The organism is Streptomyces sp. TOM-9 (genome assembly GCF_056858595.1).
Genome location: NZ_JBXEQB010000001.1, coordinates 4981073 through 4997068 on the forward strand (window position 1 = coordinate 4981073; position 15996 = coordinate 4997068).

General features: G+C 73.6%; 12 protein-coding genes and 1 pseudogene. 7 read left to right on the plus strand and 6 right to left on the minus strand.

All coding sequences use genetic code 11. The features are described 5' to 3' along the window. Positions 1–75 precede the first annotated feature (75 nt). The 4 genes from AC1VWI_RS23150 to AC1VWI_RS23165 all read right to left on the minus strand — a co-directional run bounded on the left by AC1VWI_RS23150 (position 76) and on the right by AC1VWI_RS23165 (position 4022). Positions 76–645: a DUF4240 domain-containing protein gene (locus AC1VWI_RS23150; RefSeq protein ID WP_499512930.1), complete on the minus strand. Its 570-nt coding sequence runs from the start codon at positions 643–645 to the stop codon at positions 76–78. A 48-nt stretch (positions 646–693) separates the two neighbouring features. Beyond that, a complete protein-coding gene (locus tag AC1VWI_RS23155; protein ID WP_499512931.1) occupies positions 694–1554 on the minus strand; it encodes a hypothetical protein in 861 nt (286 codons plus the stop codon). Positions 1555–1715: 161 nt separating this feature from the next. Then, positions 1716–2753 (minus strand): metallophosphoesterase, encoded by a 1038-nt coding sequence (locus AC1VWI_RS23160; RefSeq protein WP_499512932.1) that lies wholly within the window; start codon positions 2751–2753, stop codon positions 1716–1718. A 168-nt stretch (positions 2754–2921) separates the two neighbouring features. Continuing rightward, positions 2922–4022: a LacI family DNA-binding transcriptional regulator gene (locus AC1VWI_RS23165; protein WP_450388694.1), complete on the minus strand. Its 1101-nt coding sequence runs from the start codon at positions 4020–4022 to the stop codon at positions 2922–2924. A 338-nt stretch (positions 4023–4360) separates the two neighbouring features. On the opposite strand from AC1VWI_RS23165, the gene hisC reads away from it, so the two are divergent. The 5 genes and pseudogenes from hisC to AC1VWI_RS23190 form a co-directional block, all read left to right on the plus strand. Beyond that, positions 4361–5434, plus strand: coding sequence for a histidinol-phosphate transaminase (gene hisC / locus AC1VWI_RS23170; RefSeq protein ID WP_499512933.1), 1074 nt, complete (start codon positions 4361–4363; stop codon positions 5432–5434). 145 nt (positions 5435–5579) lie between these two features. Beyond that, a complete protein-coding gene (locus AC1VWI_RS23175; RefSeq protein ID WP_499512934.1) occupies positions 5580–7079 on the plus strand; it encodes a cytochrome ubiquinol oxidase subunit I in 1500 nt (499 codons plus the stop codon). Between the two features lie 11 nt (positions 7080–7090). Continuing rightward, the gene (gene cydB / locus AC1VWI_RS23180) at positions 7091–8092 is read left to right on the plus strand and encodes a cytochrome d ubiquinol oxidase subunit II (RefSeq protein WP_499512935.1); all 1002 of its coding nucleotides are present in this window, start codon (positions 7091–7093) and stop codon (positions 8090–8092) included. Positions 8093–8105: 13 nt separating this feature from the next. Continuing rightward, complete coding sequence (gene cydD, locus AC1VWI_RS23185) at positions 8106–11591, plus strand: thiol reductant ABC exporter subunit CydD (protein ID WP_499512936.1); 3486 nt, start codon at positions 8106–8108, stop codon at positions 11589–11591. Positions 11592–11642: 51 nt separating this feature from the next. Beyond that, a pseudogene (locus AC1VWI_RS23190) lies at positions 11643–12749 on the plus strand (GAF domain-containing sensor histidine kinase); the annotation flags it as partial. A gap of 12 nt (positions 12750–12761) precedes the next feature. On the opposite strand, the gene AC1VWI_RS23195 reads toward AC1VWI_RS23190, so the two are convergent. Further along, positions 12762–13622, minus strand: coding sequence for an HAD family hydrolase (locus AC1VWI_RS23195; RefSeq protein WP_499512937.1), 861 nt, complete (start codon positions 13620–13622; stop codon positions 12762–12764). Between the two features lie 108 nt (positions 13623–13730). Between AC1VWI_RS23195 and AC1VWI_RS23200 the strand changes: the two genes are divergently transcribed. Beyond that, entirely contained in the window at positions 13731–14147 is a 417-nt protein-coding gene (locus AC1VWI_RS23200; RefSeq protein ID WP_499512938.1) for a DUF6083 domain-containing protein, read from the plus strand. Here AC1VWI_RS23200 and AC1VWI_RS23205 read toward each other — a convergent pair. Beyond that, positions 14140–15027 carry an LLM class flavin-dependent oxidoreductase gene (locus tag AC1VWI_RS23205; RefSeq protein ID WP_499512939.1) on the minus strand — a complete coding sequence of 296 codons (888 nt, stop codon included), beginning with the start codon at positions 15025–15027 and terminating at the stop codon, positions 14140–14142. The two genes, AC1VWI_RS23200 and AC1VWI_RS23205, sit on opposite strands and share 8 nt — an antisense overlap. A 367-nt stretch (positions 15028–15394) precedes the next feature. On the opposite strand from AC1VWI_RS23205, the gene AC1VWI_RS23210 reads away from it, so the two are divergent. Beyond that, positions 15395–15952, plus strand: a complete 558-nt coding sequence (locus AC1VWI_RS23210) for a DUF6344 domain-containing protein (RefSeq protein ID WP_499512940.1) — start codon at positions 15395–15397, stop codon at positions 15950–15952. The last annotated feature ends 44 nt before the right edge of the window (positions 15953–15996 follow it).

Here is a 15996-nt window from a genome sequence, read left to right on the forward strand (position 1 = left end):
GGACTGACGCATCGTAGGACGTCGGAGCGGAGGCGGGGCGGCGGGGGGCGCGACGGTCCGGTACGCCGACCACCCCTATTCGCCGTCCGGACCGAGGTGCAGGGCGGCCAGGAGGGGCAGCCGGCGGTGCATCTCCGCGTCGTCGTCGAAGTCGAAGTCCTCGCCCATGTCGGGCTCCGACGGCTTCCGGGTATGGGCGGGGTGGTGCACGGACCAGGCGGTCCAGAAGGCTTCCGGGTCGCCGGTGAGGCGCTCGAAGGCCTCGACGGCCACGTAGTTGACCTCTTCGCGGAACAGGGCGTCGCTTCCTTCCCGCGCGGCCGTGACCGCGCCGGGGTGGCCGGCCAGGCTGTCCGGCCCGGCGGCCACGCGTTCGTACCAGTCGCGGCCCTGGGCGATCACGCCGGCGCGGAAGTCGGTGAAGGAGTCGTCGGAACAGCCGCCGCCTATGAGATAGGCGGCGGCCCAGACGTCCCAGCGGTACAGGGCGTCGTGCAGTTCGTCGAAGCGTTCCGCGTATTCCAGGATCTCCTGGCGCGGCCGTTCGGTCAGCAGGCGTACCAGCGCCTCGTCGAAGGGCTCGCCGCCGGCCGCCGCCGTGGCGCGGGCGGAGTCGATCAGCTGCCAGAACCGGTCGGTGTCCATGCCCGCACTGTGGCACCGGGGTACGACAACGTCCCCGGGTCCGTCCGGTCAGTCCGGGGTGTGGTCCGGGCCGCCGAAGTCGGGGCTGGAGAAGTCCGGGCTGGTGAAGTCGGGGCTGGTGAAGCGGTCCCCGGGTTCGGGGGACGACTCGGGGCCGGGGCTGGAGAAGTCGGGGCGGGAGTAGCCGAGGCGTGGCATCCGGGAGGTGCCGCCGCCGGGGCTCGCGGTGGGGGCGGTCGGGGCGGCGCCGGCGGCCTTGGCGAGGGCATCGTCGAGGAAGGGCTGCAGCCCCCGCTCCACCAGGGCCCGGCGCCACAGTTCGCGGGCGAGCGCGACGTCCCGTGACTCGTCGTCGGGAGGGTCGTGGAGGGCGGTCGAGCCGTTGCGCAGCGCGGTGAGCAGCAGTCCGACCATGCCGATGACGACGCCGCAGGCGGCGACTGCCGCGAAGAGCCAGCCGGCTTGCCGCAGCGGCTGGGCGATCGCCGGTTCGGGGTGCCCGAAGCGCAGGGCGTACCCGAGCACGAGGAAGATGACGGCGGCCGTGCCCGCCAGGATCGGCGTGAGCACGGCGACGACGGCGAACAGCCCGGCCCCCGAGCCGTCGGCGGCGACCGGGGCCGCCGCGGCCGCGTAGCCGATGCCCGGCACGGCCGCGGTGCGTGCCTCGCGGCGTTGCTCCGCGAGGGCCTCGCGGACCTTGACGAACTGCTCGTACTCCGGCGCGGCGCAGGCGGAGATGGGCACGGCCGCGTTGAGCGCCAGGGTGCGCAACTGTTCGGCGTTGAGGCGGCTGCGCGGGTCGGCGAGGGCGGCGCGCGTGCCCTCCGAGTGCAGAGCCGTGTCGAGGGCGCGCTCGAACTCCGGGCGGTCCTCGGTCAGCAGGTGTGGAGCGCTGTTCATGTGCATCCCCCGATGCTCCGTCTCCGGTGCCGCCCGGAGTTCACGAAGGACTGAGGTCCGGTCCGGCTGGGCGGAAGCGGAGGAGAAGCTGCCTACGGATATCCCGATGGTAGAGCGCGGAGGTGACGCGGTGACAGAGTGTTTCCGGAAAATGGGGGTTTCGGGGACTACAACGGCAGCTGTGCGACCAGGAGTTTGCCGTCCATGGTCACTCCGCCGTCCATGGCCACCGCCAGGTCGTCCGCGTATACGTGCGGTCCCTCGATGACGGCGGACCGGTCCGGCTGCTCGGAGCCGAGCTCCCCGCCGGGCTCGCCGAGCAGGTACGGGATCGGGCTGTGGCCGTGCACGACGCGGTGGCCGCCGTAGGTGTCGAGCAGTTCGCGGGCGGCCTCCGGTCCCGACTCGCCGCGGAAGGCGAAGCGCCGGGTGAACTTGCGGAACAGTTCCCAGCACTCGTCGGCGTCGCCGCGCTGCAGGATGCCGGTGACGGCGTCGTTCATGGCGTCGATGGTGCCGCCGTACTCCAGGTACGCGGTGGTGTCGGAGTGCAGCAGCAGGTGGCCGTCGGTGAGGGCGGCCGCGTCCAGCCGGGACATCCAGGCGACGTGGTGGTCCTGCAGCCGCTCCATGTCGGTGGTCTGGCCGCCGTTGAGGCGCCAGGCGGCGAGGAAGGAGGCGGTGCCGGCGGCGGAGTTCACCGGGGTGTCGCCGAAGCGGTGGGCGCCGAGCAGCAGCAGTTCGTGGTTGCCCATGAGGGCCCTGGTGTAGCCGCCGGCCGCGGCGGCCTCCGCGGACAGCTGCATGACGAGCTCGATCACGCCGATGCCGTCGGGGCCGCGGTCGGTGAAGTCGCCGAGGAACCACAGGCGGGCGTTGCCGGCCGCCCAGTGGCCCTCGGAGTCGATCAGCCCGGTCGCGTACAGGGCCTCGCGCAGCCGGTCCAGGTAGCCGTGGACGTCGCCGACGACGTAGAGCGGGCCCAGCGCCTGGGGGTCGGTCGCGGTGACCACCGGGAGGTCGTGCTGCGTGGGTGTGTACTCCGGCGGCATCATCCGCTCGTCGATCATGGTCGGTTCGTGCCCGGCCGGGTAGCCCGGTGGGGCCCCGACGGCATCGGCGGGGTGCGCCGACGGCGTCATGGGCGCACCGTGCGCCACCACCTCCGCGGGGTCCTGGGACCAGCCGTACGAGGTACCGGGCATGGGTCCCTGACCTGCCCCCTGAGTCATCGACCCCTCCACCGTCGCGCCACCATCCGCCCATCATAGGAATGACGATGTCGTGGCGTGACACACCTGCTGATAGCGATTTCATCCGGTGCGGACAAATCCGCACGGGGCGGACCGTTCTCGGCCCGGAGGCACCGGTTCCTATCCCCCCGCGGGCCCGCGGGGCGGGCTGACGGTGGTGCGCGGCGAGCGCCGCTGGGAGGAGGTGCGGACGATCAGGTCGGTCGGCATGACCTGCTGCACCGGGCGGCCCGCGTCCACCCCCTCGATGGCGTCGATGAGCAACTGGACGACCGCGGTGCCGATCCGGCCCGGTTTGAGGGAGAGCGTGGTGATCGGGGGCTCGGTCGTCGCGTAGACCATGCTCTCGCTGCAGCAGACCAGCAGGAGGTCGTCGGGCACGCGCAGCCCGTAGCGGCGGGCGGCGGCGAGCAGGTCGGTGCCGTTGGGGTCGAAGAGGCCGTAGACCGCGTCGGGGCGGTCGGGCCGGGCGAGCAGGCGGTCGGCGGCGACGGCGCCGGCGCACGGGTCGTGGGCGGGGTAGGCCTCGACGACGGGTTCCTGGCCGATCCGCTCGCACCAGCCCAGGTAGGCGGTGGTGGACAGGCGGGTGTAGGTGTCGGTGCTGGTCCCGGTGAGCAGGCCGATCCTGCGGGCCCCGGCCTCGGCGAGGTGCTCCAGGATGCCGAGCACGGCGGCCTCGTGGTCGTTGTCGACCCAGGCCCGTACGGGCAGGCTGCCGGCCGGGCGGCCGTCGCTGACCACGGGGATGCCCTGCCGCACCAGCTCGGTGACCATCGGGTCGTGGTCGGAGGGGTCGATCACCACCGTGCCGTCCAGCGCGACGTTGCTCCACACGTCGTGCCGCGAGGAGGCGGGCAGGATGACCAGGGCGTAGCCGCGGGCGAGCGCGGCGGAGGTGGCGGCCCGGGCCATCTCGGCGAAGTAGGCGAACTCCGTGAAGGTGAAGGGCTCTTCGCCGTACGTCGTCACGGTCAGGCCGATCAGCCCCGACCTCCCGGTGCGCAGCGTGCGGGCGGCGGCGGAGGGGCGGTACCCCAGCCGGTCGGCGACCTCACGGACGTGACGGCGGGTGGCGTCGGGCAGTCGGCCCTTGCCGTTGAGCGCGTCGGAGACAGTGGTGATCGAGACGCCGGCCGCGGCGGCCACGTCCCTGATGCCGGCCCGCTCCAGCCGGCGTCCGACGGGCCGGCTCGCCTGGTGGTTCCCTGCTGCTGTCATGGCGTGGTGATAGTAGGGGTCGGGTGGTCCTTTCGCGGGGTGCAGGAGAAGGCGTTGACAGATACGTTTCCCCGCACACGCTGCCGGGCGTGACCGGGAAAGTGCAGGTGGCGGCGGGTGGCTACCACGGGTTACGGGTCCGTCACGGGGCCGTGCCCGCCCCGTCCCCCAGGGTGTGCACGTCCATCAACTCACCCCTTCGAGGGATGCGCGCCACCGCGCGCGCCACCGGCGCCCAGTGCGTCGCACCGCCTGCTGCGTCCGTCGCGAGCCCCTGCCGCGCGCCCGTGGGCCGCAGGGCCTCCCCCGGCCGGGCGGCCGCTCGTATGGTGTGGGGCATGAGCCCCAAACTGCGCCGCGAACTGGACGGCATCCCCACGTACAAGCCGGGCAGACCCCCGGCCGTGGAAGAGGGAGTGACCGCTTACAAGCTGTCCTCCAACGAGAACCCCTACGCGCCGCTGCCCGGTGTCCTGGAGGCGGCCACCGCCGCCGCGGAGAACTTCAACCGCTACCCGGACATGGCGTGCACGGCCCTCCACGGCGAGCTGGCGCACCGCTTCGGCGTGCCGGTGGAGCACATCGCCACCGGCACCGGCTCGGTCGGGGTCGCGCAGCAGCTGCTGCAGTCGACCGCCGGACCGGGTGACGAGGTCATCTACGCCTGGCGGTCCTTCGAGGCCTATCCGATCATCACGCAGATCAGCGGAGCGGCCTCGGTGCCGGTGCCGCTGGACGCGGACGAGACCCACGACCTGGACGCGATGGCCGGGGCGATCACCGACCGGACGCGGCTGGTCTTCGTCTGCAACCCCAACAACCCCACCGGCACGGTGGTCCGCCGGGCCGCGCTGGAGCGCTTCCTGGACCGCGTCCCCTCGGACGTGCTGGTCGTGCTGGACGAGGCGTACAAGGAGTTCATCCGCGATCCCGAGGTCCCGGACGGCGTCGAGGTCTACCGCGACCGACCCAACGTGGCGGTGCTGCGCACCTTCTCCAAGGCGTACGGGCTCGCCGGGCTGCGCGTGGGGTTCGCGATCGCGCACGAGCCGGTCGCGGCGGCGCTGCGCAAGACGGCCGTCCCCTTCGGGGTGAGCCAGCTCGCCCAGGACGCGGCGGTGGCCTCGCTGCGCGCGGAGGCGGCGCTGCTGGAGCGGGTCGACGCGCTGGTGACCGAGCGGGCCCGGGTGTTCGACGGGCTGACGGCACAGGGCTGGACGGTGCCGGAGACCCACGCCAACTTCGTGTGGCTGCGGCTGGGGGAGCGCACCGGCGACTTCGCCGCGGCCTGTGAGCGGGCCGGCGTCACCGTCCGTCCGTTCGCGGGGGAGGGCGTGCGGATCACGGTCGGCGAGGACGCCGCCAACGACGTCCTGCTCCGTACGGCCGAGGCCTTCCGCAAGGAGCTGTAGCCGTCCCCACGCGGCGCCGCGGGCGTCGTGGCGCGCCCTTTTCGCCCCCTCCCACCCCCCGGTGTGAGGGGGCGAAAACGTGTGCGGCATACTGAGCTTGTGAATGCGTTCACTTTCACAAGCTCGGCAAGATAGGAGGCGTGGCGTGGACCTGGCACTGGACTCCGTGGCCGTCGCGCGATGGCAATTCGGCATCACGACCGTCTACCACTACCTCTTCGTCCCCCTCACGATCTCCCTCGCCGCGCTGACCGCGGGCCTCCAGACGGCCTGGGTGCGCACGGGCAAGGAGAAGTACCTGCGGGCGACCAAGTTCTGGGGCAAGCTCTTCCTGATCAACATCGCCATGGGCGTGGCCACCGGCCTGGTCCAGGAGTTCCAGTTCGGCATGAACTGGTCGGACTACTCGCGCTTCGTCGGCGACGTGTTCGGCGCCCCGCTCGCCTTCGAGTCGCTCATCGCCTTCTTCTTCGAGTCCACCTTCATCGGCCTGTGGATCTTCGGCTGGGACAAACTCCCGCAGAAGATCCACCTGGCCTGCATCTGGCTGGTCTCGCTGGGCACGATCGCGTCCGCGTACTTCATCCTCGCCGCCAACTCCTGGATGCAGCACCCGGTCGGCTACCGCTACAACAAGGTCACCGGCCGCGCCGAGCTGACGGACTTCTGGGCCGTGCTCACCCAGAACACCACCCTCGTCGTGGTCTTCCACACGCTGACCGCGGCCTTCCTGACCGGCGCCGCCTTCATGATCGGCATCTCGGCCTACCATCTGGCCCGCCGCAAGCACGTCGCCGTCATGAGGACCTCGCTGCGCCTCGCCCTGGTCACCGCCGTCGTCGCCGGCCTGCTCACCGCGATCAGCGGCGACCGGCTGGGCAAGGTCATGTACGAGCAGCAGCCGATGAAGATGGCCGCCGCCGAGGCCCTGTGGGACGGCGAGTCCCCGGCCCCGTTCTCGATCTTCGCGTACGGCGACGTCGAGAAGGGCCACAACACCGTGGCCGTCGAGGTCCCCGGACTGCTGTCCTTCCTCGCCCACGACGACTTCAGCTCGTACGTCCCCGGCATCAACGACGTCAACAAGGCCGAGCAGGAGAAGTACGGTCCCGGCGACTACCGGCCCAACGTCCCGGTCGCCTACTGGGGCTTCCGCTGGATGATCGGCTTCGGCATGACCTCTTTCGCGGTCGGCCTGGCGGGACTCTGGCTCACCCGCCGCAGGTTCTGGCTCGCCGAGGACCGGCGCACCGCCGACGACGAGCCACCGCACCTGATGCTCACCAGGAACAACGCCCTCTCGCCGGCCCTGTCCCGCTGGTACTGGCGGATCGGGCTGCTCACCATGGGCTTCCCGCTGATCGCCAACTCCTGGGGCTGGATCTTCACCGAGAACGGCCGCCAGCCGTGGGTCGTGTACGGGCTGCTGCGCACCGAGGACGCGGTCTCCCCCGGCGTCTCCACCGCCGAGATGCTGACCTCGCTGATCGTCCTCACCGCGCTCTACGCCGTCCTCGCCGTCGTCGAGGTCAAGCTCCTGGTCAAGTACGCCAAGGCCGGGCCGCCCGAGCTCACCGAGTCCGACCTCAATCCCCCCACGAAGATCGGCGGCGACGCCGACCGTCCGATGGCCTTCTCGTACTAGGGAGAGACGGCATGCACCTCCACGACGTCTGGTTCGTCATCATCGCCGTCCTGTGGACCGGCTACTTCTTCCTCGAGGGCTTCGACTTCGGCATCGGCGTCCTCACCCGGCTGCTCGCCCGCGACCGCCCCGAACGGCGGGTGCTGATCAACACCATCGGCCCGGTCTGGGACGGCAACGAGGTCTGGCTGATCACCGCCGGCGGCGCCACCTTCGCCGCCTTCCCCGAGTGGTACGCCACCCTCTTCTCGGGCTTCTACCTGCCGCTGCTGGTGATCCTGCTCTGCCTGATCATCCGGGTCGTGGCCTTCGAGTACCGCGCCAAGCGGAGCACCGAGCGCTGGCAGACCGGCTGGGAACAGGCCATCTTCTGGACTTCCCTGCTCCCCGCCTTCCTGTGGGGCGTGGCGTTCGCCAACATCGTGCACGGGGTGGACATCGACGCCTCCGGTGAGTACACCGGCGGGGTCCTGGACCTGCTCGGCCCCCACGCCCTGCTCGGCGGACTCGTCACGCTCAGCCTCTTCACCTTCCACGGCGCGGTCTTCGCGGCCCTGAAGACCCTCGGTGACATCCGCGACCGCGCCCGCCGCTTCGCCACCCGGGCCGGAGCGGTCACCGCCGTGCTCGCGGTCGCCTTCCTGGCCTGGACGCAGGGCAGCGGCGGGAACGCGGCGAGCCTGGCGGCCGCGGCCGTCGCCGTGCTCGCGCTGTTCGCCGCGCTGGGCGCCAACCTGAGGGGCCGCGAGGGCTGGGCGTTCGCCTTCTCCGGGGTCACCGTCACCGCCGTGGTGGCGATGTTCTTCCTGGTGCTCTTCCCGGACGTCATGCCCTCCACGCTGGACCCGGCGTGGAGCCTGACGGTGGAGAACGCCTCCTCGACCCCGTACACGCTGAAGATCATGACCTGGTGCGCCGCGATCGCGGCCCCGCTGGTCGTGCTCTACCAGGCCTGGACGTACTGGGTGTTCCGCAGGCGGATCGGCACCCAGCACATCGCCGAAGCGCACTGAGGAGCTGTTTCACGTGAAACCCGTCGACCCCCGGCTCCTGAGGTACGCCCGCGCGACCCGTGTGTTCCTCGCCGTCTCCGTCCTGCTCGGTCTCGCCGGTGCGGGCCTGGTCATCGCGCAGGCGATGCTCCTCGCGGAGATCGTCGTCGGGGGTTTCCAGGACGGTCTCGACGCCGGAGCACTGCGCACCCCCCTGCTGCTGCTCGCCGGCGTCGCGGCCGGCCGGGCGGTCGTCTCCTGGCTCACCGAGCTGTGCGCCCACCGAGCCTCCGCCGCGGTCAAGTCCCGGCTGCGCACACGGCTGCTGGAGCACGTCACCGCACTGGGCCCGGCGGGGCTCACCGAGCGCCGGACCGGTGAGCTCACCACGCTCGCCACCCGGGGCATCGACGCCCTCGACGGCTACTTCGCCCGCTACCTGCCCCAACTGGGCCTGGCGGTCGTGGTGCCCGCCGCCGTCCTCGCCCGCATCGTCACCGAGGACTGGATCTCGGCGCTCACCATCGCCCTGACCCTCCCCCTCATCCCGGTCTTCATGGTCCTCATCGGCTGGGCCACCCAGGCCCGCATGGACCGTCAGTGGCAGCTGCTCGCCCGGTTGTCCGGCCACTTCCTCGACGTCGTCGCGGGCCTGCCCACCCTCAAGGTCTTCGGCCGGGCCAAGGCCCAGGCCGAGTCCATCCGCGCCATCACCGCCGACCACCGGCGCGCCACGATGCGGACGCTGCGCATCACCTTCCTCTCCTCCTTCGCCCTGGAACTGCTCTCCACCATCTCCGTCGCCCTGGTCGCCGTCGGCGTCGGCATGCGGCTGGTCCACGGTGAACTCGACCTCCACACCGGGCTGGTCATCCTCGTCCTGGCGCCGGAGGCGTACCTGCCGCTGCGCCAGGTGGGAGCCCACTACCACGCGGCCGCCGAGGGGCTCTCCGCCGCCGACGAGGTCTTCGCCGTGCTGGAGACCGCGCCGCCCCGGCGCGGCACGGCCCCGGCCCCCGACCTGCGGACCGCGGTCGTCGAACTGGACGGGGTCGCCGTGCGGGGCCGCCTCGGCGCGGTCTCCCTGCGGGTCTCCCCCGGCGAGACGATCGCCCTGACCGGTCCCAGCGGGATCGGCAAGAGCACCTTGCTCTCCGTGCTGCTCGGCTTCACCGAGCCGACCTCGGGACGGGTCCTGGCCGGCGGCACCGACCTCGCCGCCCACGACCCGGCCGGCTGGCACCGGCAGATCGCCTGGGTCCCCCAGCGGCCGTACCTCTTCGCCGGGACCGTCGCCGACAACGTACGACTGGCCCGCCCGGACGCGAGCCCGGCCGGGGTCCGCGCCGCGCTCCGGGACGCCGGCGCCCCGGACCTCGACCCCGCGACGGCCGTCGGGGAGGGCGGCGCCGGGCTCTCCGCCGGACAGCGGCAACGCGTCGCCCTGGCCCGGGCGTTCCTCGCCGACCGGCCGCTGCTGCTGCTCGACGAACCCACGGCGGCGCTGGACGGGGAGACCGAGGCGGCCGTGGTCGACGCCGTACGGCGGCTCGCCGCCGGCCGGACGGTGCTGCTCGTGGTGCACCGCCCGGCGCTGCTGGCCGTGGCGGACCGCACGGTACGGCTCGACGGGCGCCCGGAGCGTGCCCTGCCGTCCACCGCGGCGCACCCGGCCGGGGCCGAACGGCAGGCCGCGGCCACGGCCAGTGCCCCCGAACCCCTCGGCGCGGCCCTCGCCGTCGCCCCGCCCGCGCCCTCCACGGCTTCCAGGACCTCCGCGCCGCTGACCCGGGTACGCCGGGTCACGTCGCCGCTGCGGCCGCGGTTCGCCCTCGCGTTGCTGCTCGGCGCCCTCGCGCTGCTGAGCGCCGTCGGCCTGATGGCGACCTCGGCCTGGCTGATATCCCGGGCCTCGCAGCAGCCGCCGGTCCTCTACCTGATGGTCGCGGTCACCGCGACCCGCGCCTTCGGCATCGGCCGGGCGGTGTTCCGCTACGCCGAGCGCCTGGTCTCGCACGACGCCGTCTTCCGCGCCCTGGCCGACCTCAGGGTCACCGTGTACCGCAGGCTGGAGCGGCTCGCGCCCGCCGCGCTGCGCGACATCCGGCGGGGCGACCTGCTCTCCCGCCTCGTCGCCGACGTGGACGGCCTGCAGGACTACTTCCTGCGCTGGCTGCTCCCCGCGGGCGCCGCCGCGCTCACCGGCACCGCGGCGGCCGCGTTCACCGCGTGGCTGCTGCCCGGTGCCGGAGCCGCCCTGGCGGTAGGACTGCTCACCGCCGGCGTGGCCGTGCCTGCCGTCTCCGCGGCGCTCGCCCGGCGCGCCGAACGCGCCCTCGCCCCCGCCCGCGGCGAACTCGCGGCCCAGGTCGTCGAGGTGCTCACCGGCACCGCCGAACTGACCGTCGCCGGGGCACTGCCCGGGCGCCGCGCCGAGGCGGCCGAGACGGACCGCGTGCTCACCCGGATCGCGGCGCGCTCCGCGGCCGGTGCGGCGCTCGGGGCCGGACTCGGCGCCCTGGTCAGCGGGCTCACCGTCACGCTCTGCGCCTGGGTGGGCGTGCAGGCGGTGGCCGCCGGCGGACTGTCCGGGGTCGCGCTCGCGGTCGTCGTGCTCACCCCGCTCGCGGCCTTCGAGGCGGTGGCGGCCATGCCGCTCGCGGCGCAGTACCGGCAGCGCAGCCGGCAGGCGGCGCAGCGCGTGTACGACGTGCTCGACACCCCCGAGCCCGTACGGGAGCCGGAACGCCCCGCGCCCGTGCCCGCCGGACCGCACCCCCTGGTGCTGCGCGGTCTCACCGCCCGCCACCCGGGGCGGCCCCGGCCCGCGCTGGACGGCGTCGGCCTCGAACTGACGCCCGGTCGCCGGATCGCGGTCGTCGGCCCCTCCGGCTCGGGCAAGACGACCCTCGCCCACGTGCTGCTGCGCTTCCTGGACGTCGAGGCGGGCACCTACACCCTCGCGGGCACCGACGCCACGGCCCTCGACGGCGACGCCGTGCGCCGCATGGTCGGCCTGTGCGCCCAGGACGCGCACGCCTTCGACAGCACGGTCCGGGAGAACCTGCGCCTGGCCCGCCCCGGCGCGGACGACGCGGAGCTGCGCGGCGCGCTCGCCGCGGCCCGGCTCGACCTGGAGCTCGACCTCCCGGTCGGCGAGCACGGCACCCGCCTGTCCGGCGGCCAGCGCCAGCGGCTGGCGCTGGCCCGGGCGCTGCTCGCCGACTTCCCCGTCCTGGTGCTCGACGAGCCCGCCGAACACCTCGACCTGGCCACCGCCGACGCCCTGACCGCCGATCTGCTGGCCGCGACCATGGGCCGCACGACCGTGCTGATCACCCACCGTCTCACCGGTCTGGAGGAGGTCGACGAGATCCTCGTCCTCGACCGCGGCCGGGTCGTGCAGCGCGGTACGCACCAGGAGCTGGCCGCCGCCGACGGCCCGTTCCGCCGGGGCCTGGACCGCGAGCGTGCGGCCGACGCGCTGGGCGCGCCCGAGCCGGAGTCGATCACGGCGTAGGACGCGGCACCGGCCTAGGCTCGCCGTATGGCAGAACCACTGGCCAAGCTGCTGGACGCCGTCGGCTCGGTCACGACCGCGCTGCTGGCGGACGAACAACCGGGCGAAAACGCGCTCGACGTCGTCGCCGAGCAGGCCCGCGCACTCGTGGCGGCCGACGCGGGCCTGGTTCTTCTGCCGACGGTCGAGGGCGGTCTTGAGGTGGTCGCGGTCTCGGCCCAGCAGCCCGCGGGCCTGGTCGGCACGGTGCTCGAGGCGGACAGCCCGCCCGTGGCGCCGCTGATGGCGGGCGAGCCGGTGTTCGTGGAGGACGCCTCGACCGACGACCGGATGACCATGGCGATCGCCCCGCGCTTCGGGGCCTGCATGATCCTGCCGCTGCAGAGCAGCGGCCATGTGATGGGCGCGCTCGCGCTGCCGAGGGCCCACGGCGGGCCGGGCTTCACCGAGGACGAGCGCTTTGTCGCCGTCCAGTTCGCGGCGCAGGCGGCGCTTGCGCTGCTGCTCGCCGGCGCCCAGCGCGACCGCAACCGGCTGGCCGTCTACGAGGAGCGCGACCGGATCGCCCGCGACCTGCACGACCTGGTCATCCAGCGGCTGTTCGCGACCGGCCTGATGCTGCAGGGGGCCCGGCGCAAGGCGCTGCCGCCCGACGCGGAGGAGGGCATCGCGCACGCGGTCGAGGAACTGGACGCCACCATTCAGGAGGTGCGGACGGCGATCTTCGCGCTGCAGCAGGAGCCGGGCGACGACGCACCGGCGGGACTGCGCGCCCAGGTGCTGCGGGAGACCGGCTCCGCCGCGCGGGGCCTGGGCTTCCCGCCCTCCGTCCGCTTCGTCGGGCCCGTCGACCACAGGGTCGGCGCGCTCAGCGCCCGCAACCTCGTGGCGGCGCTGCGCGAGGCGCTGTCCAACGTCCAGCGGCACGCGGGCGCCACCTGGGTCGAGGTGGTGCTCGACGCCACCGCCGTCCTCGCCGACGGCCGGGAGGGGGTGCGGCTCATCGTCTCCGACGACGGCGTCGGCATCCCGGAGACCGGGCGGCGCAGCGGGCTGCGCAACCTCGCCCGCCGCGCGGAGTCGCTGGGCGGCGAGTCGATCTTCGGGCCGGGGCCGGACGGCAAGGGCACCACGCTCGCCTGGGAGGCGCCCCTGTGAGGCCGGGCGCGGTCAGCGGGCGGCGAGGATCCGCTCGATGACCAGGGCGACGCCGTCCTCCTCGTTCGCCACGGTGCGGTGCGTCGTGGCGGCCAGCACCTCGGGGTGGGCGTTGGCGACGGCGTACGAGGTGCCCGCCCACGACAGCATGGCGAGGTCGTTGGGCATGTCCCCGAAGGCCACGACCTCCTCGGCGGAGATGCCGAGGTCCGCGCAGCAGCGTGCGAGCGTCGTCGCCTTGCTGACCCCCGCACCGCTGATCTCCAGCAGCGCCGACGCGCTGGACCGGGTGATCTCGGCGTGCTCCCCGGCCACCGCGCGTGCGGTGCGCAGGAAGGCGTCCGGGTCGATGGACGGGTGCTTGGCCAGCAGCTTCAGCACGGGCTGGCCCTGCCGCCCGCCGTCCAGCAGCTCCTCCACCGGGGCGACGACCGCGTCGGGCGCGGGGGCGTACGGCGGGTACTCCGGCTCGTACGCGAAGCCGCCGGTCAGCTCGACGGCGAAGGTCGTGCCGGGGACGGCGGTGCGCAGGGAGGCGATCACCGCGAGCGCGTCCCGCGGGTCGAGGGGGTAGGCCGCCAGCAGCCGCTTGTCGCGGTGCAGGTCGTAGACGGCGGCGCCGTTGGCGCAGATCGCCATGCCGTGGCCGGCGGTGTGCGCGGCGACGACGTCCATCCACCGCGCGGGCCGGCCGGTGACGAAGAAGACCTCGATGCCCGCTGCCTCCGCGTCCGCCAGGGCGGCGATCGTCCGGGCCGAAACGGTCTTGTCGTCGCGCAGGAGCGTGCCGTCCAGGTCGGTGGCGATCAGCCGCGGCGCGGGGGCCGCGAGGGTGGCGTCCGGGGTCCTGGGATGCTGGGTGGCTGAGGTCACCGACCCATGGTCCCCCATGCGGTTGCATATGACAGCAGGCGGGCGCTGAGTGCGATCACCGCCACACTCTCCGTCGCCGTTGTCAGTGCCGGGTGTCACCATCTCGCCATGGCCCTTGTGCGTTGTGAAGAGCAGCCCGACCGGGAACCGGTGCTCCTGGCCGAGGCTTTGCCGACCGTCGTGGACGGCATCCGCCTGGCCGCGCGCACCGCGATACCCGTCGCCGATCCGGCGGCCGGCACCGCCACGACCTGCGGCCGCTGCGCCTGCGCCGCGTACCGCCACCGCACCGCCGGCGGCCACTGGATCCTGGTCGAGCCCGGCGAGTGGCCGCCGGCCACCGTCCCGGCCGGTCGCCGCTGGCGCGTCGCGGGCGACGGCACGGCGGTCAACCTGCGTGCCGCCGACCCCTCCGACACCTGCCGGATCAGTCATTTCGACGTCTGTCCCGCGGGTCCGCCGCCCACGGCGTCACCCGTGCTGCTCGGCCAGTGGCGGCGCAACGCCCGCCGCCGGCTCAACTGAGCTGGGCCGGCGCCTCGGTCGCGATGCGCTCGAAGACCTTCTGGTCCGCCGCGTAGACGGAGTCCGGCACCGGCCAGTGGAGCACGATCTCGGTGATGCCGACCTCCGCGTAGCGGCCGGCGAAGTCGACGAAGGCGTCGAGCGACTCCAGCGGGCGCTCGGCCGTCGACCCGGTCAGCAGGATGCGGTCGAGCTCGCCCGGATCCCGCTCGATCTCGGCGCAGGCGATCTCCAGCTGGTCGTACTGGTGCGAGACGACCTCGGGGCACTTGTCCACCGGCACCTCCGCCGGGCCCTTCGGGTCGCCGTAGGTCACCCAGGCCTGGCCGTAGCGCGCCGCCAGCCGCAGCCCGCGCGGGCCCGTCGCGGCCACCGCGAAGGGCACCCGCGGCCGCTGCACGCAGCCGGGGATGTTCCGCACCTCGTCCGCCGAGTAGAACTCGCCCTCGTGACTCACCACCGGCTCCGTCAGCAACCGGTCCAGTACGGTGACGAACTCGCCGAAGCGGTCGGCCCGTTCCCGCGGTGTCCACGGCACCTGCCCCAGCGCGGTCGCGTCGTAGCCCACCCCGCCGGCGCCGATGCCGAGCGTCAGCCGCCCGTCGCTCACGTCGTCGAGGGAGATCAACTCCTTGGCGAGCGTCACCGGGTGCCGGAAGTTCGGCGAGGTCACGAGCGTGCCCAGCCGGATCCGCTCCGTCGCCGCGGCCGCCGCCGTCAGCGTCGGCACCGCCCCGAACCACGGGCCGTCCCGGAAGCTCCGCCACGACAGGTGGTCGTAGGTGTAGGCGGCGTGGAAGCCGAGTTCCTCGGCCCGACGCCAGACCTTCCGGCCCTCGTTCCAGCGGTGGATCGGCAGGATCACAGTGCTCAGGCGCATGTCCTCCACCCTACGGGCCCTGGTGCCGCCCGGCCCGGAGCGGTCGGACGACCTCGGCTCCGGCGGCCGTCCGGTGGAAATCGCCGGGCAACCGCCCCCCGCGACCCCCGCCTGCGCACCCTGTGGACGGGGCGGCGCCCGCCACGCGCAACGGGACGCCGCCCTACCCCCGGACGTCAGGACCCGCAACTCGGTGTGCACTGCGCGGGAAGGTCCTCGCCGGAGCGGCCGGCCGGGGCACGGCTGGGCCACCCGGGTGGTGTTGATCGGAATATCGGCACCCTCGGGGTGCGGCACCGAGGATTTCGTGCTCACTTCCGCATCATCGGATTAGTCGCTCCCGACTCACCGAAGGAAGTGAGAGGTCATGGCTGCCAACACCCATGTCAGGACGTTCTGGGACGTCTTCGTGACGCTCCTGCTCAAGATGGTCGCGTACTTCGGGTTCGCCGTCCCGGCGTCGCGTAGCACGGCTCCTGCCGCGCCGCGACCCGAGACCGTCCCCGGGACCCGGTTCCTGCCGACCGCCGAGGCGGTCCGCCACTGGGCACCGGCGCCGCGTACGGAGCCGGCACCACAACCGGTGGTGGTGGGCGCCGCCGCGTCCGGTCCAGGGCCGCGCGTCGAACCGGGCGGACGCACACCGGAGGTCCCGTCGTGCCGCACGTCGTACCGCAGCGAACCCGTCGTGCCCGAGCCGTCAGTCCCCTTCGTCCCGGCGCCCTGCCTCACCGCCGCGGCCGACGCGCACTCCTTGCCGCCGACGATGAAGCAGCGCATCCGGGCCGAGGCCCACGGCGCCTCGCCCGTGGCCCGCGTGCGCACCCGCCCGATCGGCGACGCCGGCCTCGACCCCGCGCTGACCGACGCGACCGCGGCCCCGGCCCGCACCCCCCGCCGCCGCGAGTGGGCGCTCTGCGCATGACCGCCGCGGACGCGCGTGACCAGCCGGTACGGCGTGCCGCACGG

Bases quoted from the DNA above. Each gene is read 5' to 3' on its own strand.
- hisC (WP_499512933.1), top strand. From the start codon at position 4,361: ATGAGCCCCAAACTGCGCCGCGAACTGGACGGCATCCCCACGTACAAG.
- AC1VWI_RS23200 (WP_499512938.1), top strand. From the start codon at position 13,731: ATGGCCCTTGTGCGTTGTGAAGAGCAGCCCGACCGGGAACCGGTGCTC.
- AC1VWI_RS23165 (WP_450388694.1), bottom strand. From the start codon at position 4,022: ATGACAGCAGCAGGGAACCACCAGGCGAGCCGGCCCGTCGGACGCCGG.
- AC1VWI_RS23210 (WP_499512940.1), top strand. From the start codon at position 15,395: ATGGCTGCCAACACCCATGTCAGGACGTTCTGGGACGTCTTCGTGACG.
- AC1VWI_RS23205 (WP_499512939.1), bottom strand. From the start codon at position 15,027: ATGCGCCTGAGCACTGTGATCCTGCCGATCCACCGCTGGAACGAGGGC.
- AC1VWI_RS23150 (WP_499512930.1), bottom strand. From the start codon at position 645: ATGGACACCGACCGGTTCTGGCAGCTGATCGACTCCGCCCGCGCCACG.
- AC1VWI_RS23160 (WP_499512932.1), bottom strand. From the start codon at position 2,753: ATGCCCGGTACCTCGTACGGCTGGTCCCAGGACCCCGCGGAGGTGGTG.
- AC1VWI_RS23155 (WP_499512931.1), bottom strand. From the start codon at position 1,554: ATGCACATGAACAGCGCTCCACACCTGCTGACCGAGGACCGCCCGGAG.
- cydB (WP_499512935.1), top strand. From the start codon at position 7,091: ATGCACCTCCACGACGTCTGGTTCGTCATCATCGCCGTCCTGTGGACC.